Raw genomic sequence first — 19,799 nt, forward strand, 5'->3', positions numbered from 1 at the left:
CGGGGGCGCACGGGAGGCTGGTGCGATGACCGACGCAGCGTGGCAGGACGTCGCCGACCGGGCACGGCGGCTGGAGGAGGAGCAGGAGTTCTCGGGGATCCTGCGGGCGACCCGCGGCGACGAGGTGCTCTACGAGTCGTGCCACGGGATGGCCAACCGGGCCGACGGCATACCCGTGACCCGGGCGACCCGCTTCGCCACCGCCTCGCTGAGCAAGATGTTCACCGCCGTCGGCGTGCTCGACGCCGTCGGCCGCGGCGAGCTGCGGCTCGACGCTCCCGTGGTGACGGTGCTGCCTTCTGACCGTCGGCCGTCGACCCTGCGCGACGACGTGACGGTGCACCACCTGCTCTCCCACACGTCCGGCATCGCCGACTACTTCGAGGAGGACCCGGACCTGCCGGGCCACCGCGAGACCTTCGACGACATCTGGGCGCAGATCCCCAACTACACGGTCCGCGACTACTCCGCCCTGCTACCGGTCTTCGCCGACCTGCCGCCGGTGTGCCCGCCCGGCACGGCCTACCACTACAGCAACGCCGGCTACCTCCTCCTGGGGCTGGTCCTGCAGGAGGTCTCCGGCCTGCCGTTCACCGAGGCCGTGACGACGCGCGTGCTCGAGCCGGCGGGCATGCGCGACAGCGGCTACCTGGCGTTCGACGAGGTCCACCCGGACGTCGCGCAAGGCTACCTCCCGCCGCTGCGGCCCGGCGGCCCCTGGCGGACCAACATCTACTCGGTCCACCCGGTCGGCGGCGGTGACGGCGGGGCGATGGTGACCGCGCCCGACGTCGAGACCTTCCTCCGTGCCGTCCAGCAGGGCGGGGTATGGCGTGGTGTCACCCCCGAGGACGTCCTCACGGTCCGCGCCACGGTCAGCGAGCGCTGGGCCGTCGGCTACGGCGTCGAGATCCGCCACGACGGTGTCTGGGGCAAGGACGGCGGCGACCCGGGCGTGGCCGCGGTCTCGCGCTACCGGCCGGAGACCGACACCACCGTCGTGATGCTGGCCAACGTCGACTGGGACACCGTCGAGGGCATCGAGGACGTCACGAACGCCCTGATCGACGCTGCCGTGCCGGAGGGCGCGGCGAGCACCTCCCAGCGCTGAGGCGTCACTGCTCAGTCGTCGTCGGCGGTGCTGCTGCTCCTGTCGTCCTCGTCGGCGGGGTCCTCGGAGCCGTCACCCGCCCCCTCGTCGACGCAGCCGTCGGCCGAGAGCGTCTCGGTCTGGCGGAAGACGACGAGCGCGGCGGTGCCGCGGCGGGCCACCTGCATCGTCTCGCGCTGCACGAGCGTGCACGGGCCGTAGCGGTAGGTCGCGTCGCCGACCGTCTGCACCACGCCGTCGCCGAGCTCGGTCGCCGTCAGGTCGCCGACCTCGACCGACTCCAGGCCCTCGGCGATGGCCTCGTCGACGGGCACGCCGTCGACGAGGTAGGCCCGGGCGGCGGCCAGGCCCTCGTCCTGCAGCGCGGCGTAGAACCCACGGACGGTCTCCTGCGCCTCCTCGGCGGAGACCGGCTGGTCGGCCGTCGCGGTGCTGGTCGCGCTGGGGCCGGTGTCGCCGTCCGGGCCGCGGTCGCCGTCGACGATCGTCCACACCAGCCAGCCGAGGAGGGCCGCCAGGAGCAGCCCGAGGATCCAGGCGGCGACCACCCCGCCGCGCATCCGACGCCGGGGCGCCGGCGCGGACTGCCGGGCCGGACGCTGCTGTGCGGGGGCGGCGTAGGTGTGGTCGGCGGTGCGCTCGCGCGGCGACGCCGCCTCGTGACCGGGCCCGGCGGGGGCGCCGGGGGCACCCGGGGCGGCGACGGGCACGCGACGGGTGAGGTCGGGCCGCATCTGCTCGGTCGGCTCGCCGGCGGTGGCCCACGGGCCCGCGGCTGCGGCGCCGGGATCCTCGACGGGCCGGCCCTCCGCGATCGCGGTCAGCGCCCGAGCCGCCCGGTCGGCGGTCCAGCGCCGTGCCGGGTCGGGGTCGAGCAGGCCGCGCAGGACGGGCTCGAGCTCGCCCGCCTGCCGGGGTGCGTCCGGGGCGTCGCGAGCGATCATGTGCAGCTGGGCGACGGGGTTGCCGGCGTCCGGATAGGGCCGGCGCCCCTCCACCGCGGTGTAGAGCGTCGCGCCGAGGGCCCAGGCGTCGGAGGCGGTCGAGGGCTCCTCACCACGCGCGAGCTCGGGGGAGAAGTAGGCGGCGGTCCCCGACACCATGCCGGTGCGGGTCAGCTGGTGGTCGTCCTCGGCGCGGGCGATCCCGAAGTCGGTGAGCTTGGCGGCCCGGCCGGTCTCGTCGGTGAGCAGCACGTTGCCGGGCTTGACGTCGCGATGGACGATCCCTGCGCCGTGGGCGGCCGCGAGCGCGGTCGCCACCTGCGCGCCGATGCGGGCCACCTGCCGGACGGGGAGCGTCCGCCCGCCCTCGATCAGCGCCGACAGCGAGGGCCCGCGAACGTGCTCCATGACGATCCACGGCGAGCCGTCGTGCACGAAGGCGTCGTAGACGCGGACCACGTGCTCGGAGGCGAGGGCGGCACTGGTGCGCGCCTCGCGCAGGCCGCGCGTGGTGAGGACCTCGGCGTCGGCCTCGCCGGCCACCCGCTTGAGCGCGACGTCGCGCCCCAGGTGCTCGTCGCGGGCCAGCCACACGATGCCGCCGCCGCCCCGGCCGAGGGTGCGCAGGATGCGGTAGCGGCCGGCGACCACCTCGGGGCTCTCGCCCGCGGGGGTCTGCCGGGTGGTCTCCAGGTCGTCGGGGTCGTGCGCGTCCGGCACGCGGATCACCTCCAGGTGGTGGTGGACCTCTCGACCCTAGCGGCAGGCGGGGGCCGGGGCCCGTGGGACGGGGCGCCGGTCGGGCGCGGTCAGGGCTGGACGGTGACCGGCCGCCCCTCGCGCAGCGCGGCGAACATCTCGGCGGACGCCTGCTCCTTCCAGAGCACGGTGCTGCCGACGTTGGTCGGGTAGTCGGGGTTCTCCACGGGGACGGTCACCGAGGTGCCGCCGCCGGCGGCGATGGTGCGCATGGCCAGCGCCATCCGTGCCGTGTCCAGCAGCGAGGTGTCCTCGCCGAGGGCGATGGCCTCACCGGTAGCGGTGCCGACGGAGTGCAGGCGCAGCGGGTTGAGCACGGTGGCCGGGCTCGCCATCCGCTTGACCAGCGCGGCGAGGAACTCGCGCTGGCGCTCGACGCGGCCGAGGTCGCCCCGCCCGTCGGAATAGCGCATCCGGACGTAGCCCAGCGCCTCCGGCCCGGTGAGGTCCTGGCAGCCGGCGGGCAGGTCGATGTGGGCCTTCTCGTCCGCGGCGGGGGCGTCGAGGCACATGGTCACGCCGCCCACCTCCTCGACGACGCCGACGAAGCCGCCGAAGCCGATCTCCATGTAGCCGTCGATGTGCATCCCTGTGGTCTGCTCGACGGTGTCGACGAGCAGGGCGGGGCCGCCGATGGAATGGGCGGCGTTGAGCTTGTTCCAGCCCTGGTCGCGGATCGGCACGTAGGAGTCGCGCGGAAGGCTCACCAGCGTCGGCTCGCCGCCCAGGCCGGGCACGTGCAGCAGCATCACGGTGTCGGCCCGGGAACCCTCGGCGTCGCCGGTGCCGAACTCCCTGCGCTCCTCGTCGGTGAGCTGGTCGCGGCTGTCCGTGCCGACCAGCAGGTAGGAGGACCCGGCGCCGCCGGAGGGTCGGTCCGAGGCCTGCGGCGTGGCGTCGACCCGGCCGATGCTGCCCCAGACCATGGCGATGACGACCGCCATCGTCACCACGTAGGCGACGACCAGCAGCATCAGGAGGGCCAGGAAGCGCCGCACGCCGTAGCGCGCCCGACGACGAGGTGGACGTCGCCCGCCGTTGCCTCCGCCGTGCCCTCCGTCACGGGGCGGGCGGCCGGCCGGCGGCGCGGCGGCCGCGCGGCGTCGGTCTTCCCGGGCGGGGGCGTCATACCCCGCGTCGTAGTCGTCGTAGTCGTCGTAGTCGCTGCGCGTCCTGGCCCGAGGACGCGGGCGCGGCACCCAGTCGCCGTTCTCGTCGTAGTAGCCCCGTGTGGAACGGGCCGTCGTGCCGCCGTCTCCGTAGCCGTCGTCCTCGTAGCCCTGCGCGGCGTAGCTGGGACGGGCGTCGCCGCGGGGCAGGGCGCGGGTGTGCTCGGGAGCGTCCTCCCAGGACCGGTCGTCGTGGCCGCCCCGGGGGACCGCGCGGGTGGGGTCGGAGCCGCCCCGTCCTCCACGCGATGAGCGGGGCACGGGCCGGGTCCAGTCGTCCTCAGGGTTGTGCGGCACGACGTCACAGCGTAGGGCAGCCGTCTGGCCCCGCGCTGTGAGAGCGACACGGCGCGGCCCGCAGCCCCGTCGCGCCGGTACCCTCTCGGGGGTGAGCAGCAGCCCGCAGCGCCCGGTCCCGGCCCATCCGCCCGTCTCGGTGATCATGCCCCTCCTCAACGAGGAGCACCACCTGCGCGAGGCCGTCGGCTCGGTGCTGGCCCAGGACTACCCGGGCGAGCTGCAGGTCGTGCTGGCCGTCGGCCCCAGCCGGGACCGCACCCGCGCGGTCGCCGACCAGGTCTCCGCCGAGGACCCGCGCGTCGTGGTCGTGGACAACCCCAGCGGCCGCACCCCCGACGGCCTCAACGCGGCCATCGCCGCCTCGAGCCACGACATCGTCGTGCGGATGGACGGGCACGGCGCGCTCTCCGACGGCTACATCCGCCGGGCGGTCGAGGTGCTCGAGGAGACCGGCGCGGCCAACGTCGGCGGCGTCATGCTGGCCGAGGGCACCAGCGACCTGCAGCAGGCGGTGGCCGTCGCGATGCGCTCGCCGCTGGGGATCGGGGCGGCGCGCTTCCACGTCGGCGGCGAGGCCGGTCCGGTGGACACGGTCTACCTCGGCGTCTTCCGCCGCGAGTGGCTGGAGCGGGTGGGCGGCTACGACACGGAGTTCACCCGGGCCCAGGACTGGGAGATGAACCACCGCATCCGCGAGGCCGGCGGCACCGTGTGGTTCACGCCGGAGCTGACCGTCACCTACCGGCCGCGCGCGACCTTCCGCGACCTGGCGCGGCAGTTCTACACGACCGGCCAGTGGCGACGCCACGTCGCGCGCACGCACCCGGGCACGCTGAACCTGCGCTACCTGGCACCGCCCGTGGCCACCGCGGCCGTCGTGGCCGGGGCCGTCGGCGGGCTGCTGTGGCGTCCGCTGTGGGTACTGCCGCTGGGATATGCCGCCGCCGTCACCGTCGGCGGCGCCTGGACCGCGCGGGGGGAGCGGCCGGGCGTGGTCGTGCGGATGCCCGCCGTGCTCGCCACCATGCACCTGACCTGGGGCGCGGGCTTCCTCCGGGGCACGCGCCGCCGCTGACGCCCCACGGGTATGCCGTGAGGGTGCCGTGCCGAGGGCCGGCACGGCCTACCTCGTGGCGGGTCAGCCCTGCCCGGGCGGCGGCGGGGGAGGAGTGCTCCCGCCCGGCGGCGGAGGCGGGGTGCTCCCGCCCGGAGGCGGAGGCGGGGTGCTCCCGCCCGGAGGCGGAGGCGGCGGAGTGCTGCCGCCCGGAGGCGGGGGCGGGGGAGGCGTCGCGCCGTCCGTGGGTGCCGCGGGAGGGGTGTCCTCGGGCGTGCCCTGCTGGGCCACCTTCTCGCGGGCGGTGCGGGCGGCCTCCTGGGCCTTGGTGATCTTGTCGGCGTACTTGCCGCCCGTGCGCTCGTCGACCGCGGCGCCGGCCTTCTCGATGGCCGAGTCGATGCTCGACCCGTGCTTGGTCGCGAGCTCGGCGGCCTGCTTCTTGGCCTGCTCGGCGGCCTTCTTCACGTCGTCCAGGAAGCCCACGGGATCCCTCCTCGGTCGGGGTCGCTGACCCACCCATCCTGCCGCATACCCTCCGGGAACGGGCGCGTCCCGCGGCGTGACGGGACTCGTCACGGCCGCGGGACGCGGACGGGTGCGGGGCTCAGCCCTCGATCGGGGCGACCGGCTCCGGGGTCGGCTCGTCGACGGCGATCCGCAGCTCGGGCTCGGTCTTTTCCACGACCTCCTCGACGGTGACGCCGGGGGCGACCTCGCGCAGCACGAGGCCGTCCGGGGTCACGTCGATGACGGCGAGGTCGGTGATGATGCGCTGGACGACCTGCAGGCCGGTGATCGGCAGCGAGCACTCCTTGACGATCTTGTAGGAGCCGTCCTTGGCGACGTGGTCCATGAGGACGATGACCTTCTTGGCGCCCAGGACGAGGTCCATGGCGCCGCCCATGCCCTTGACCATCTTGCCGGGGATCATCCAGTTGGCGATGTCACCGTGCTCGGACACCTGCATGGCGCCGAGGATCGCGGCGTCGACCTTGCCGCCGCGGATCATCCCGAAGCTCGTGGCCGAGTCGAAGATCGACGCGCCCGGGCGCAGGGTGACCGTCTCCTTGCCGGCGTTGATGAGGTCGGGGTGCTCCTCGCCCTCGTAGGGGTAGGGGCCCACGCCCAGGATGCCGTTCTCGGACTGGAGGACCAGCTCGACGTCGTCCGGCACGTAGTTGGGCACCAGGGTCGGCATGCCGATGCCGAGGTTGACGTAGTCGCCGTCCTTGAGCTCCGCGGCCGCCCGGGCGGCCATCTCCTCACGGGTCAGTGCCATGGCTCAGGCCTCCTGGGTCGTGCCCGGACGCGGGCGGGTGGTGCGCTTCTCGATGTCCTTGGCGGCGGCCTGCTCGGGGGTGAGGGCCAGCACGCGCTGGACGTAGATGCCGGGGAGGTGCACCTCGTCGGGGTCGATCTCGCCGGGCTCGACGAGCTCCTCGACCTCGGCGATGGCGATGTTCGCCGCCATCGCGCACAGCGGGTTGAAGTTGCGGGCCGACCGGTTGAACACCAGGTTGCCGTGGCGGTCGCCCTTGGCGGCCCGGACGAGGGCGAAGTCGGCGAAGATCGCGTCCTCGAGGACGTGGTCGCGCGTCACGCCGCGGACGGTGAACGGCCGCTTCTCCTTGGCCGGCGACTCCTTGACGACCTTGCCCTCGGCGTCGTAGCGCCACGGCATCCCGCCCTCGGAGACCTGCGAGCCGACGCCCGTGGGGGTCCAGAACGCCGGGATGCCGGCGCCGGCGGCGCGCAGCTTCTCCGCGAGGGTTCCCTGGGGGGTCAGCTCGACCTCGAGCTCGCCGGCGAGGTACTGCCGCGCGAACTCCTTGTTCTCGCCCACGTAGGAGGCGATCACCCGTCGGATGCGGCCCTCGGCCAGGAGCAGGCCCAGCCCGGCGCCGTCGACGCCGCAGTTGTTGGAGACGACCTCCAGGTCGCGGACGCCCTGCCGCAGCACCTCCTTGATGAGGACCGTCGGGATGCCGGCCAGTCCGAAGCCGCCGACGGCCACGGTCATGCCGTCGGTGAGGCCCTCGACGGCCTCCGCTGCAGAAGCGACTACTTTGTCCATGGCCGTGAGAGTACCTGCCGGGACGCGGGCCGCCGCCGCCCGCCCCGGGAGCCGGTCACCGGGGTCCCCTGGGCCGCTCGCCGAGGTATGCCGTGCGCGCTCAGTCGGTGGCGACGGCCGGGCTGCGGTGGGTGACGCCCTCGGAGACGAGGCGCTCGTCGGGCACCTCGTCGGAGCCGGCGGCCACGGGGTGGTCGGAGCGCACGAGGACCGCCGAGCCGTGGGCGGCGAGGACCTGCAGGACCTGGCGCACGAAGAGGCCGGGGTCGGTCGTCGTGACAAGCGTGCGGGCGCCGCGGGGCAGCTCCTCGAGGCCCTCCAGCAGCTCGGCGTAGGTGGTGCGCTCGCCGCCGTGGACCAGGGCCACGTCGTCCTCGGCGGGCTCGTCCCAGGCGGTGAAGTCGTCGGCGTAGCTCGCCAGCTCGGCGGCCTCGTCCATGACCCCGGACCGCAGCTCGGTGCCGAACTGCCGCGAGAGGGCCGGCAGCGCGACGGCGACCACCTCGTCGCAGTCCTCGGCGAGATCGCCGTCCGGGTCGGTGGTCACGAGCACGTCGGCCCCCTCGTGGGTGTCGACGGTGAGCGTCGCGCCGACGGACCAGACCGCGAGGGCCCAGTAGGCGAGCCGCCAGTGCGGGCTGGGGAGGTCGACCAGGACGACGGAGCCGGGCTGGACGTCGAGACCCTCCTGGAGGGCGTTGGCGGCCTTGGCGACCCAGGTGCGCAGCACCCGGCGCGAGATCTCGACCCGCTCACCGCGACCCTCGTCGGTGTCGTCGTAGAAGGTGAGGACCGGGCGCGTGGCGTCGGCGGAGACGGCGTCGTCGAGGACGCGGGCTGGCAGATGCACGGCACGAGGCTAACCGGTGACCCACGGCTTGCGCGCGGACCGCCGCCCGATGCACAGTGGTTCGCTGTGACAGCCGTCGAGCCGGCGCGCCCCTCGGGTGCCCGGAGAGGTTCCCGCGCGACACCGGCCCCCCAGCGGACGACGGTGCCCGCGCGCTCCTCACGACGCGCCTGGCGGCCCGCCCACCAGGTCGACGTCGGTGCGACCTGGGGGACGCTGCGCCGGGGCGCCGGCGACCCCGCCTGGCGGGTCGCCGGGGGCAGCCTGTGGCGCGGGATCCGCACGCCCGGGGGCCCGACCACGCTGCGTCTGCAGAGCCGGCCGTCGGAGGGCGTGGTCCTCGCCGAGGCCTGGGGCCCGGGCGCCGACTGGGTCGTCGACCGGCTCCCCGTCATGCTCGGCGACGAGGACGGCGGCGCCCGCGCCTTCGTCCCCCACCACGAGCCGGTGGCGCTGGCGATGCGTCGCTTCCCGGGCTGGCGGGTGCCGCGCACCGGGCTCGTCATGGAGGCGCTCGTCCCCGCGATCATCGAGCAGAAGGTCACCGGCCAGGAGGCGTTCTCGGGCTGGCGCCGGATCGTCCAGCGCTTCGGCGAGGCGGCCCCGGGCCCGGGTGCCGCGCTGGGGCTGCGCGTGCCGCCCGACCCGGCCACGCTCGCGATGGTGCCCTCGTGGGAGTGGCTGCGCGCCGGCGTGAGCCCCCAGCGCTCGGACACGGTGGTGCGGGTGTGCCGCCTGGCGGACCGGCTGCAGGACCTGCCCGAGCTCGACCTCGTCGCGGCGCGGCGCCGGCTGGTGAGCGTGCCCGGCGTCGGCGTCTGGACCGCCGCCGAGACCGCCCAGCGGGCGCTCGGCGACCCCGACGCCGTGAGCTTCGGCGACTACCACGTCGCCGCCAACATCGGCTGGGCGCTCACGGGGCACCCCGTCGACGACCACGGGCTCGTCGAGCTCCTCCGCCCCTACGGCAGGGAGCGCTACCGGGTGCAGCGGCTCCTCGAGCTCTCGGGCGCCTTCCGCCCGCGGCGGGGCCCGCGGATGGCCCCGCGGCGGCACCTGCCCGTCGGCTGAGGGCGGTCCTCCGGGCGTCCCGGGCCGCGACGCCGACGGTCCGCCCGGCCGGCAAGCTCAGTCGTCGGCGGAGGCGTCCCCGGCGAGCTCGACGACCACCAGCGCTGCCACCTGCTCGCCGGCGAGCGCCACCTCCAGCCGGGCCGCCACCCGACCGGCCAGGACCGGGTCGGGGGAGCGCACGGCATACCCCTCGGCGGCGGAGCCGGTGACCGTGACGCCCGGGGCCTGCCCGAGCAGGGCGAGCCGCACGGCGCGCTCGCCGCGGTCCTCGTCGTCCTCGGGCCGGACCGACGGGATCCCGACGGTGGCCGCCTCGACGGTGCCGGGAGCGGCACCCAGGGCCGTCCGCACGGCCTCGGCACGGCCCAGGCCGAACCAGTCGGTCGGGCCGGTGCGCACCAGGGATCGGGCGCCGTCCCCGCCGCTCTCCGCGAGGTGGTCGGTCAGGCCGCGCACGACCGCCGCCGCGATCCCGCCGAGCTTGCCCTTGACGAGGTCGGCCGCGGCCGTCACCTCGTCGGCGACCGCCCGCGCGGTGACCGCCAGCGGGCGGCCGTCGGCGTCGGTGCCCCCGCGCAGGTCGTCCAGCACCCGGAGGCCCCAGGACCCGAGGGCGAGGTCGGTCTGCCCCGAGCGCCAGGGGCGGCCGGCGGTGTCGCTGAGGACCACCGCCACCCGGGCGGGCGCGCCGTGGCGCACCAGCCCCTCGTGCAGCTCCCGCGCCGCGGCGTCGGGGTCCTCGGGCAGGACGAGCGTCCCGCCGTCGGGCCCGGTGTTGGAGGCGTCCAGCCCGGCGGCCGCCATGACCGGCCCGGCGACCGCCTCGACGATGCGGGTGGTGCCCCCTGCGGGGGTGGCGCGCTCGGCCACGACCCGGCGGCTGTGCCGCAGGACGAGGTCCTCACGGGCACGGCCCTCGGGCTCGCGCAGGCCCAGGGCCTTGGAGACGACCTTGCTGGAGACGACGAGCACATCGCCCTCCTGCAGGTCCCCGAGGGCGGAGAGCGCGGTCGTCAGGAGGCCGGCGAGGTCGTCGCCCGCCCGGACCTCGGGCACGCCGGGGACCGGCAGGAGGGTGACGCTGCCGGGAAGCCCCGCCGTCACCGGGTGCCGCCGGCGAGCTCCGCTGCCAGGTCGAGGGCGGCGCCGGCGATCCGCGCCGCACCCTCGGTGTCGCGCATGAGCAGGTCGAGGGAGCGGACGGCCACCCGGGAGGGGTAGGTCGCCCCGGCGTCCGCGTCGTCGACGAGCCAGCCGTCGAGGAGGTCGGCGTAGAGCCCGGCCACGCCGGCCGCGGACACCTCGACCCCGAGCGGCGCGAGGCAGGCGTCCGCGTGACCGCGCACCGGGCGCCCGCCGATGAGCGGGCTGACCCCGACCACCGGGGCCCGGGTGCCCCGCAGGGCGTCGCGCACGCCGGGCACGCCGAGGATGATCCCGATCGAGACGACCGGGTTGCTCGGGGGCAGGAGCACGACGTCCGCCCCGCGGATCGCCTCGAGGACCCCGGGGGCGGGCGCGGCCTGCGCGAGGCCGGCCACCGTGAAGCGCAGGGCAGGGAGGGAGGCCCCGTGGCGGACCCACCACTCCTGGAAGTGGATGGCGCGCTCGCCGTCCCCGTCGGGCACGACGACGTGCGTCTCGATCGGGGTGTCGGTGGCGGGCAGCAGCCGCACGCCCTGCTCCGGCAGGCCCCAGCGCCGCGCGAGCCGGTCGGTGACCTGGCTCAGCGTCGCACCCTGCGCCAGCCACAGGCTGCGGGCGACGTGCGTGCCGAGGTCCTTGTCGCCCAGCCCGAACCACTGCGGCTGGACGCCCAGGGCCCCGAGCTCCTCCATGAGCAGTCGGGTGTCACCCTCGCGGCCCCAGCCCTGGGTCTCGTCGACGGCGCCGCCGAGGGTGTAGAGCAGCGAGTCGAGGTCGGGGCAGACCCGGAGGCCGAAGAGCGTGATGTCGTCGCCGGTGTTGCCGATGACGGTGACGGTGTCGGTGGCATCGTCAGCACCCTCCTCCCCGCGCTGGTGGAGGCTGGTGACGAGCCCCCGGACGAAGCGGGCGCCGCCGACGCCTCCGGACAGGACGGTGATCTGCATCCGCCTATTGTGGGCAATCCCCTGCGTCTAGCAGATCTGGGGTTGACTCGGAGGGATGACACGCGTGTAATTCATGGTGTCGTGATCTTGCGTCCCGTTGGCAGCCGGGCGTCAGGACCGCGGTGGGTCGCCAGGTGACGTGGGCCCGAGGGTGTGGGTCCACAAGGTGTGGTCATGGTCGTGAGGGTCACGGTTGTGAACGTCATGGTCGTTCGGGCCATGGTTGCGAAGGTCGAGGAGGAACCGTGCACGAGCTGGAGCTGTTGTCGTTGCTGAACGGGGCGGACGACGTCGAGGAGGCGTCGTGGCAGGAGCGTGCGCTCTGCGCCCAGACGGACCCCGAGGCGTTCTTCCCGGAGAAGGGTGGGTCCACCCGGGAGGCCAAGAAGGTGTGCGTGGGCTGCGAGGTCCGCGCCGAGTGCCTCGAGTACGCCCTCGCCCACGACGAGCGCTTCGGCATCTGGGGCGGCCTGTCCGAACGTGAGCGCCGCAAGCTGAAGAAGCGCGCCGTCTGAGGCGTGCTCACGCCACGTCAGCCGGCGACCGCGACCCGATGACCTCCGTGTCCACGGAACCGCGGTCCGAGGCCGGAGCCCGTCCCGTCCGGGCCCGGGTGGACGACGTCACCGTCGTCCTCGTCACCTCACCCGACGGACCCGCCCTCGACCCCCTCCTCGACGCCCTCGCCCGGCAGACCCGCCGGCCGCAGCGGCTCCTCGTCACCGGACTCGACCCCGACGGCGAGGAGCTGGCGCAGGTGCGGGAGCACCCGATCGTCGTCCGTGACCGCGTGCCGCTGCTCGCCCGCGACCCGCTCGCCCTCACCTCCGAGGACGCCGCCTCCGGGGAGCCCGCGCTGTGGCGCGTCCTCGAGGACGCCCGCCGCGGCCTGCCCGTGCGCGAGGACCACTGGCTGTGGATCCTCCACGACGACAGCCTCCCCGAGCCGGGCGCGCTCGAGGCGCTGGTCGGGGCCGTCCGGCGCAACAGCCGCGTCGGTGTCGTCGGCCCCAAGCTGGTGCGCCTCGACGACCCGCGCCTCCTCGTCGGCGTCGGCCACCACCTGACCGTCGGCGGCCGGGCCGCCGACACCCGGCAGGCCGCCCTCGTCGACCAGGGACAGCTCGACCTGCGCCAGGACGTCCTCGGCGTCCCGCTCGTCGGGTCCCTCGTCCGCAGCGACCTGCTCGAGGACGCCGGCGGGGTGGACCCCGCCTTCGGCGACGACGGTGTCGCCGGCCTGGACCTGTGCTGGCGCAGCCACCTCCTGGGCAGGCGGGTCGTCGTGGCCCCCGACGCCGTGGTGCAGCAGGGGGAGACCGGGCTCGGGGTCGTCGACCCGCGGCGCACCCGCATCCGCCAGCGCCAGCTCGCCCTGGCCCGCGGCTCCGCGTGGGTCGCTCCCTGGCGCGCCCTCGGCATCGCCGTGACCAGCACCCTGGCGGCGCTCCTGCTGCTCCTCGTCAAGCGGCCCCGCGAGGCCGGCGACGAGTGGGCCGACGTGCGCGCGGTCCTGCGCCCCGGCCGCGGTCTCGGAGCCCGGATGCGCTTCCGCGGCCGTCGGACCGTCCGTCCCCGTGACCTCCGCGGCCTCTTCGTCCCCGCCACCATCGGCTGGCGCACCACCCTCGACACCGTCGGCGAGGCCCTCGACCCGCGCGAGCGGACCGGGCGGGACGGTTCCGCGACCGGCCGTGGCCGCACCAGCACCGAGACCGGCCCCGTCTCCGACGAGTTCGCCGAGCTGGGCGGCGAGGGTGCCCGCGTCCGGTTCTGGAGCTGGCCGCTCGTGCTCGCGCTCCTGGCCGCCGCCGGCGCCACCGGTTGGCGGTGGCGCTCCGTGCTCGGCTCGCTGAGCCCCGGTGGGCCCGGCGTCGCCGGGGGAGAGCTCGGCCCGGCCCACACCACCGCCGAGGGGCTGTGGCGCTCGGCCCTCGACGGCTGGCGCGGCGACGGCCTCGGTCACGCGGAGGTCGCCGAGCCGTGGTTGGTGCAGCTCACCGCGCTGGCGCGCGCCGTCGAGGCGGTGCCGGGCACGGCCTTCGCGCCCGCGACCGCCGGCGTCGCCCTCGGCTGGCTGCTGCTGGCCGCCGCGCCCGCCTCCGTGCTCACCGCCTACCTCGCCCTGCGGCGGGTCACCCGCCGCCGCTGGCTGCGGGCCGCCGTCGCCCTCGGATGGTCAGGGCTGTCGCCCCTGACGGCCGCCGTGGCCGACGGACGCGTGGGCCCCGCCGTCGTGCACGTGCTCGCCCCGCTGCTCGTCGCCGGATATGCGGTGTCGGCCAGCCGCGAGGGTGGCGTGCGCCGGACGGCCGCCGTCTTCGCCACGGTGCTCGGCGTCACGCTGGCGGCCCAGTGGGTGCCCCTCGTGCTGCTGCCCGCCACCCTCGGCGGGCTGCTCCTGCTCCTGCTGGGCAGCCCTGCCTCCCGCTGGCGCGGTGCGGTGCTGGCGCTCCTGCCCTGGGTGCTGCTGCTGCCGTGGCTGCCGGCCGTGGTCGGCGGTCCGGTGCGCCTCCTCGGCGGCGCCGGCGCGACCGAGGCCGGGGCGGTCTTCCCCGGCGCGGTCCCCGCCTGGCAGCTCGTGCTCCTGTCCGCGGGGGGACCGGCGCCCGTGCTCTCCACGGACCCCGCCAGCTGGACGCCGTGGCTCGCGCTCCCGCTCTGGCTCGTCGCGATCGCGGCTCTCGCGCTGCGCGGCCGCACCGGCCGTCGCGCCGCGGTGCTCGTGGGGAGCGCCGTGGTGCTCGTCGCGCTGGCCGTGCTCGCCCAGCGCACCGCGCTCGGCGTGCTTCCCGCCGGCCACGCCGAGGCGGGTGAGGTGGTCACGGCCTGGCCCGGCACCCTCCTGTCGCTCGCGGCGGCGGCCCTGCTGCTCGCCGCCGGCCTGACGCTGGACCGCCTCCTGCGCCGCTGCTCGGCGGTGCTCGCCGAGCGTCGCGCCCTGATCGAGGAGTCGCGCTCGGTGCCGGTCGAGGACGCCGACGGCGCGCCGGTGCACCCGGCCGGGCGACGGGTGGCGCTGGCGGCGACCGGGATCGCGGCCACCGTGCTCGTGCTCCTGCCCGGCCTCGCCACCGTGGGGCTCACCCTCGCCGAGCCCGACCTGCCCCTGTCCTCGGCCGCCGACCCGCTGCCCGCGGTGGCCTCCGAGCAGGCGCGCGGCCCCGGCGCCCTGCGCACGCTCGTGCTCGAGCCCGTCGCGGCCGACCCCGTCGCCGAGGGTGCCGCGGAGGGCGGGTCGGTGCGGGTCGACCTGCTCGGCGCCGAGCCCGAGCCCGCCCGGATCCAGCGCGACCGCGCCGGCGAGCTCGCCGTCGCCGTCCCCGAGCCGGGACGCCTCGAGGAGGCCGCCGCAGCGGTGACCGGCCGTGAGAGCCCCGCGGCCGCGGTCGCCGCCCTGGAGGACCTCGCGGTGGGCTACGTGCTCGTGCGCGGTGACGAGGGCTCGTCGCTGGTCGACCAGGTCGACGCCCTGCCCGGCCTGAGCCGCGTCAGCAGCCCCGAGGGGCAGGTGCTGTGGCGGATGACCGACAACGAGGCCGCCCGGGCGAGGGTCGTCGCGACCGACGGCACCGTCCTGGCCCGGCTCGACGCGACCGGCCCCCACGGAGCGGCCTCCGGGGTGGTGGCGGACCTTCCCGACGGGGCCACCCTGCGCGTGGCCGAGGGACCGGGGTGGGACCGGATGGCCACCGTGCACGTCGACGGCGCCCCCGTGGTGCACACCGAGGGCGTGGCAGTCCTCCCGGCCGGCACCCACGAGGTGGAGGTCGGGGTCCGGACCCCGCGGCTGCCCTGGCACGTCCTGACGGCCCTGCTCGCCTGCGCCGTCGCCTTCCTCGCGCTGCCGTTCGGGCGCGCCGAGGCCGACCCCGAGGAGACGACCCGGTGACCGACGTCGACCCGCCCGAGGGCACCTCGCCCGAGGACGCGGCACCTGCAGGCGCAGCGCCCGGGGCGCCCGAGACCCGTGCCACGGCGCCCCAGGAGGCCGGGGGTGCTCCTGCGCGTCGCCGGGTGCCGTGGTCGCCCTGGTGGCGCCTCGGTGCCGCCTCCCTGGCGGTCGGGGCCCTGGCCTGGGGTGCCGGCGCGACGGACGCCGCCCTGTGGCTCGGCGACGACGTGCGGTCCGACCTCGCGGCGAGCTCGGCCGACCCGCAGGAGGGTGCCTTCGTGCGGTCGGCCGCCCTGGCCTGCCCCGGGACCGCCCCCTGGCCGGGGGACGACGACCCTGCGCGGCCTCGCTACGAGGTGCTGGCGGCGGGCGCCCCGGCCTCGGTGCTGGACGCGGTGCCGCCCCCCGCCGACGACACGAGCGCCACCGCCGGTCCTGACGACGAGGCGAGCACCGCGGGCCCGGACGACCCGGCCGCGACGGCCGGCCCCGACGGTGCGGCGAGCACCGCCGGCCCGGACGGTGTGGCGAGCACCGCCGGCCCCGACGACGCGGCGAGCACCGCCGGCCCGGAGGACGCGGCCACCACCGCTGGTCCCGACGACGCTGCGAGCACCGCCGGGCCCGACGACGAGGGCCCGACGACACCCGCCCCGCCGCCCGGCGCCTCCGTGATCCGCACGTCCGATCCCGACGGCCCCGTCGCCGAGCTCGACGCGGGTCGACCGGTCGGGGTCTCCCTCGACCGCGAGGCCTCGGCGCTGATGGAGGCGCAGGACGAGCTCGCTCCCGGCGCTGCCGGTGGCCAGCTGGGGCTGGGCACCGAGGCCGGCAGCCGTGGACTCACCCTGGCCGCCTGCGCCCCGGTGGGCGAGACGCAGTGGCTCGTCGGCGGCGGTGCCGCCCCGGGCCGGACCGAGCAGCTCGTGCTGAGCAACCCCGGCCCCGACCCCGTCACCGTGAGCGTTGCCGTCTGGGGCAGCGAGGGCCCGGTCCCGACCACCGGCGCGAGCGGCATCGTGGTCCCGGGCGGTGGTCGCACGGTCGCCCTGCTCGACGGGCTGGCGCCCGGCGCCGACGCGCCCGTGCTCGCCGTCTCCTCGAACGGCGGGCCCGTCGTCGCGCACCTTGCCGAGACCTACCGCGAGGGCACGACCGACCGCGGCACCGAGATCGTCGGCCCCTCCGCCGCACCGGCCACCGACCTCGTGGTGCCGGCCCTGCCGGGCGTCCCCGAGGGGGACACGGGAGAGGTCGTGCTGCGCCTCGCCGCTCCGGGCGACGTCCAGGCGGTGGTCGACCTCACGGCCCTCACCCCTGACGGGGCCGTGCGCCTGGCCGGCCAGGTCACCCGGGTCCCGGCGGGGAGCACCGTCGACGTCCCCCTGCCCGACCTGCCCGAGGGGGCGACGGCCCTGCGCCTGCGCTCGGACGAGCCGGTGACCGGAGGCGCGCGCCTCGAGATCCTGCCCGCCGAGCGCGACCCCGAGATCCTCGACCCCGCGTCGGCCACCGCGGCCCCGGGTGACGGCAGCGAGGGCACCCAGGGCGACGGGGATGTCGACGACGCCCTCGCGACCGCCGGGCCCGGTGACGACGCCTCGGCGACCAGCTCCCCGGACGAGACGGACGACCCCGACCCGCAGGACGAGCCCGATGGGCGGACCGAGCAGGGCGAGCCGCTGCGCCGGCCCGCCGGCGACCTGGCCTGGGTCGGTGCGACCGTGCCCTCCACCTCGCCCTCCGGGATGGCGCTGCCGGACCGGTCGCAGGTCCCCGGTGCCCGGGCAACGCTCGCCCTCACCGCCGTCGACGGCACCACCGCGTGGATCACGTGGGTCGACGAGGAGGGGGAGGAGACCTCCCGCTCGGTGCCGCTGACCTACGACACCACCGTCCTGCTCCCCGTGCCCGAGGACGCGCGGGCGGTCTGGGTCGTCGGTGCCGGGCCGGCGGGCGTGGTCGCCGCCGTCCACGTCGAGGGCCGGGACGGGCGCGGCGCCTACGTCGCCTCGACGACCGTGCCCACCCTGCCCTGGACCCAGTCGCTGACCCAGGTGCGCCCGGTCGTGCCGTGAGCGGCCGCACGGTCGGGAGGCGCCGCACGGGCAGGACGCGCCGCCCGGCCCCACCGACGCGGTGAGGGGCTAGGCCAGGTCCTCGGGATCGCGGCCGAGCATGCGGGCGATCTGCTCGGCGACGACCTCGTGGACCACCGAGGCCAGCTCGGCGTCGTCGGCCGCGCGCTGCTCCACGGGCCGGCGGTAGACCACCAGGCGCGCGGGGGCGCCGCGCTCGGCCGGGAAGAGGCGTCCGAGCGGCACGCCGTGCTCCCACGGCGCGGGGTCGGAGGGCGGGACGTCCTCGACCGCGAGCTCGACGCCCAGCGGGTGGCCCAGCCGGCGCTCCAGGGACTCGGCGGCGTCGAGCACCAGGTCGTCGAAGTGCTCGGCCCGGGTCGCCATCAGCGGCAGGGGAGGCCAGGCCAGCGGACCGCGCATCCCGCGCCCGTGCCGGTCCCTCGTCCTGCTCACGCCCCGACGGTATCCCGCCGCCCGGGCGACGCGGAACGGAGTGGTGCCGTCGGTTTGTCGGGCGGGCGTCCTATGGTGGACCCCGTGACAGCCCCTCGCCAGTGCTCCAAGACCACGTGCGTGCGTCCCGCGTCCTCGACGCTGACGTACGTCTACGCCGAGCAGACGGCCGTCCTGGGCCCGCTGGCGACCTACGCCGAGCCGCACTCCTACGACCTGTGCGAGGAGCACGCGACACGTCTGACCGCGCCCCGCGGCTGGGACGTCGTGCGCATCGAGCTGCCCGAGGGTCAGCCCCGGCCCCCGGTCGACGACCTCGCCGCGCTCGCCGACGCCGTCCGCGAGCACCGCGGCTCGGTGGTCCACGTCGAGGCCGGCGCCCGCGACGGCGCGGCCACCGGCGGGGCGACCGTCACCGAGATCGCCCGGCGCGGGCACCTGCGCGTCCTGCGGGACCGCTGAGCCGCCGCCGGCCCGGAGGACCCGGTCCGGCCCGTCGCTACTCTTGACAGCTGTGAGCCCCGTGAACCTGTCCGACGTCGTCAAGGCCTACGACATCCGCGGGCTGGTCCCCGAGCAGCTCGACGCGCGCGTCGCCCGGGCGCTCGGCTCGGCCTTCGCCCAGGTGGTCGCCCTGCCCGAGGGCGAGGAGGGCGTGGTCGTCGGCCACGACATGCGCGAGTCCTCCCCGGAGCTGGCGCGGGCCTTCGCCGCCGGCGTCGTCGGCTCCGGTCTCGACGTCACGATGATCGGGCTCTGCTCGACCGACGGGCTCTACCACGCCAGCGGGTCGCTCGACCGGGCCGGCGCGATGTTCACCGCCAGCCACAACCCGGCCGGCTACAACGGCATCAAGCTCTGCCGGCGCGGCGCACGGCCGGTCGGGCAGGACTCCGGCCTGGCCGAGGTGCGGGACCTGGCCCAGTGGCTCCTCGACCGGGGCGGCCTGCACGACCTGCGCCAGCCCGGGCGCCCCGGGCAGATCACCGAGACCGACCTGCTCGCCGACTACGCCGCATACCTGCGCTCGCTGGTCGACCTGCGGGGCCACCGCCCGCTGCGCGTCGTCGTCGACGCCGGCAACGGGATGGCGGGGCTCACCGTGCCCGCCGTGCTCGGCACCGGCGACCTGCCGCTGGAGATCGTGCCCCTCTACTTCGAGCTCGACGGCACCTTCCCCCACCACGAGGCCAACCCGCTCGTCCCCGAGAACCTCGTCGACCTGCAGGCGGCCGTGCTCGAGCACGGCGCCGACCTCGGGCTGGCCTTCGACGGCGACGCCGACCGCTGCTTCTTCGTCGACGAGCGTGGCGAGGTGGTCGACCCCAGCACCGTCACGGCGCTCGTGGCCGACCGCGAGATCGCCAAGGAGGTCGCCGACGGACGCGACGCGGGCGAGGTCGCCGTCGTGCACGGCGCGATCGTCTCGCGCGCCGTGCCCGAGACGATCGCCCGCGCCGGGGCCCGGGCCGTGCGCACGCGCGTCGGGCACAGCTTCGTCAAGGCCGTCATGGCCGAGCACGAGGCGGTCTTCGGCGGCGAGCACTCGGCCCACTACTACTTCCGCGACTTCTGGTACGCCGACACCGGTCTGCTCGCGGCGCTCCACGTCCTCGCCGCGCTGGGGGAGCAGGACCGGCCGCTGTCCGAGCTGGCCTCGGGTTACGGCCGCTACGTCGCCTCCGGCGAGATCAACTCCACGGTCGCCGACGCCGGGGCCGCCACCGCGCGGGCCCGCGCCTGGGCCGAGGAGCAGGGCGCCGTCGCGGACACCCTCGACGGCATCACGATGACCCGCGAGGGGGAGCCGATGTGGTGGTTCTCCCTGCGCCCGAGCAACACCGAGCCGCTGCTGCGGCTCAACGTGGAGAGCGACGACCGAGCCACGATGGAAGAGGTCCGGGACACCGTCCTGCGACTGGTGCGACAGGAGAGCTGA

Annotated in this window: 17 protein-coding genes; 8 read left to right on the forward strand and 9 right to left on the reverse strand. The window is 76.3% G+C overall.

The window, feature by feature from the left end; genetic code table 11:
- Window positions 1-25: 25 nt before the first annotated feature.
- A complete protein-coding gene (locus tag FB476_RS05430; RefSeq protein WP_141817876.1) occupies window positions 26-1,111 on the forward strand; it encodes a serine hydrolase domain-containing protein in 1,086 nt (361 codons plus the stop codon).
- 11 nt (window positions 1,112-1,122) lie between these two features.
- On the opposite strand, the gene FB476_RS05435 is transcribed toward FB476_RS05430, so the two are convergent.
- Together FB476_RS05435 and FB476_RS05440 are read right to left on the reverse strand one after the other, a co-directional pair.
- On the reverse strand, window positions 1,123-2,775 hold the full coding sequence (locus FB476_RS05435) for a serine/threonine-protein kinase (RefSeq protein ID WP_170233534.1): 1,653 nt from the start codon (window positions 2,773-2,775) through the stop codon (window positions 1,123-1,125).
- A gap of 89 nt (window positions 2,776-2,864) precedes the next feature.
- A complete protein-coding gene (locus FB476_RS05440) occupies window positions 2,865-4,280 on the reverse strand; it encodes an LCP family protein (RefSeq protein ID WP_141817878.1) in 1,416 nt (471 codons plus the stop codon).
- A 91-nt stretch (window positions 4,281-4,371) separates the two neighbouring features.
- Between FB476_RS05440 and FB476_RS05445 the strand changes: the two genes are divergently transcribed.
- A complete protein-coding gene (locus FB476_RS05445) occupies window positions 4,372-5,358 on the forward strand; it encodes a glycosyltransferase family 2 protein (RefSeq protein ID WP_272949390.1) in 987 nt (328 codons plus the stop codon).
- A 63-nt stretch (window positions 5,359-5,421) separates the two neighbouring features.
- Here the strand turns inward: FB476_RS05445 and FB476_RS05450 are convergent, their stop codons facing one another.
- From FB476_RS05450 to FB476_RS05465, 4 genes are all read right to left on the reverse strand, one after another.
- Window positions 5,422-5,823, reverse strand: coding sequence for an antitoxin (locus tag FB476_RS05450; protein WP_170233535.1), 402 nt, complete (start codon window positions 5,821-5,823; stop codon window positions 5,422-5,424).
- 121 nt (window positions 5,824-5,944) lie between these two features.
- On the reverse strand, window positions 5,945-6,619 hold the full coding sequence (locus tag FB476_RS05455; RefSeq protein ID WP_141817880.1) for a 3-oxoacid CoA-transferase subunit B: 675 nt from the start codon (window positions 6,617-6,619) through the stop codon (window positions 5,945-5,947).
- Window positions 6,620-6,622: 3 nt separating this feature from the next.
- A complete protein-coding gene (locus tag FB476_RS05460) occupies window positions 6,623-7,414 on the reverse strand; it encodes a CoA transferase subunit A (protein ID WP_141817881.1) in 792 nt (263 codons plus the stop codon).
- A gap of 100 nt (window positions 7,415-7,514) precedes the next feature.
- Complete coding sequence (locus FB476_RS05465) at window positions 7,515-8,264, reverse strand: TIGR03089 family protein (RefSeq protein ID WP_141817882.1); 750 nt, start codon at window positions 8,262-8,264, stop codon at window positions 7,515-7,517.
- A gap of 144 nt (window positions 8,265-8,408) precedes the next feature.
- On the opposite strand from FB476_RS05465, the gene FB476_RS05470 reads away from it, so the two are divergent.
- Window positions 8,409-9,335 carry a DNA-3-methyladenine glycosylase family protein gene (locus FB476_RS05470; RefSeq protein WP_141817883.1) on the forward strand — a complete coding sequence of 309 codons (927 nt, stop codon included), beginning with the start codon at window positions 8,409-8,411 and terminating at the stop codon, window positions 9,333-9,335.
- A gap of 57 nt (window positions 9,336-9,392) precedes the next feature.
- Here the strand turns inward: FB476_RS05470 and cofE are convergent, their stop codons facing one another.
- On the reverse strand, window positions 9,393-10,442 hold the full coding sequence (gene cofE, locus FB476_RS05475; protein WP_202876909.1) for a coenzyme F420-0:L-glutamate ligase: 1,050 nt from the start codon (window positions 10,440-10,442) through the stop codon (window positions 9,393-9,395).
- Window positions 10,439-11,431, reverse strand: coding sequence for a 2-phospho-L-lactate transferase (gene cofD / locus FB476_RS05480; protein ID WP_141817884.1), 993 nt, complete (start codon window positions 11,429-11,431; stop codon window positions 10,439-10,441). Before cofD ends, cofE begins: the two co-directional genes overlap by 4 nt.
- Window positions 11,432-11,676: 245 nt before the next feature.
- Between cofD and FB476_RS05485 the strand changes: the two genes are divergently transcribed.
- From FB476_RS05485 to FB476_RS05495, 3 genes are read left to right on the forward strand one after another with little or no spacing between them, the layout of a single operon-like run.
- The gene (locus FB476_RS05485; RefSeq protein WP_141817885.1) at window positions 11,677-11,946 is read left to right on the forward strand and encodes a WhiB family transcriptional regulator; all 270 of its coding nucleotides are present in this window, start codon (window positions 11,677-11,679) and stop codon (window positions 11,944-11,946) included.
- A gap of 47 nt (window positions 11,947-11,993) precedes the next feature.
- Window positions 11,994-15,323, forward strand: a complete 3,330-nt coding sequence (locus FB476_RS05490) for a glycosyltransferase (RefSeq protein ID WP_141817886.1) — start codon at window positions 11,994-11,996, stop codon at window positions 15,321-15,323.
- Entirely contained in the window at window positions 15,320-17,404 is a 2,085-nt protein-coding gene (locus tag FB476_RS05495) for a DUF5719 family protein (RefSeq protein WP_141817887.1), read from the forward strand. Before FB476_RS05490 ends, FB476_RS05495 begins: the two co-directional genes overlap by 4 nt.
- Window positions 17,405-17,473: 69 nt before the next feature.
- Here FB476_RS05495 and FB476_RS05500 read toward each other — a convergent pair whose 3' ends face one another.
- Window positions 17,474-17,860, reverse strand: coding sequence for a metallopeptidase family protein (locus FB476_RS05500; RefSeq protein WP_238329563.1), 387 nt, complete (start codon window positions 17,858-17,860; stop codon window positions 17,474-17,476).
- A gap of 84 nt (window positions 17,861-17,944) precedes the next feature.
- Here FB476_RS05500 and FB476_RS05505 point away from each other — a divergent pair, with 84 nt between their 5' ends.
- A complete protein-coding gene (locus tag FB476_RS05505) occupies window positions 17,945-18,322 on the forward strand; it encodes a DUF3499 domain-containing protein (protein ID WP_141817888.1) in 378 nt (125 codons plus the stop codon).
- A gap of 52 nt (window positions 18,323-18,374) precedes the next feature.
- Complete coding sequence (locus FB476_RS05510) at window positions 18,375-19,799, forward strand: phosphomannomutase/phosphoglucomutase (protein ID WP_141817889.1); 1,425 nt, start codon at window positions 18,375-18,377, stop codon at window positions 19,797-19,799.

The sequence above is a fragment of the Ornithinimicrobium humiphilum genome, assembly GCF_006716885.1.
GTDB classification, from domain to species: domain Bacteria; phylum Actinomycetota; class Actinomycetes; order Actinomycetales; family Dermatophilaceae; genus Ornithinicoccus; species Ornithinicoccus humiphilus.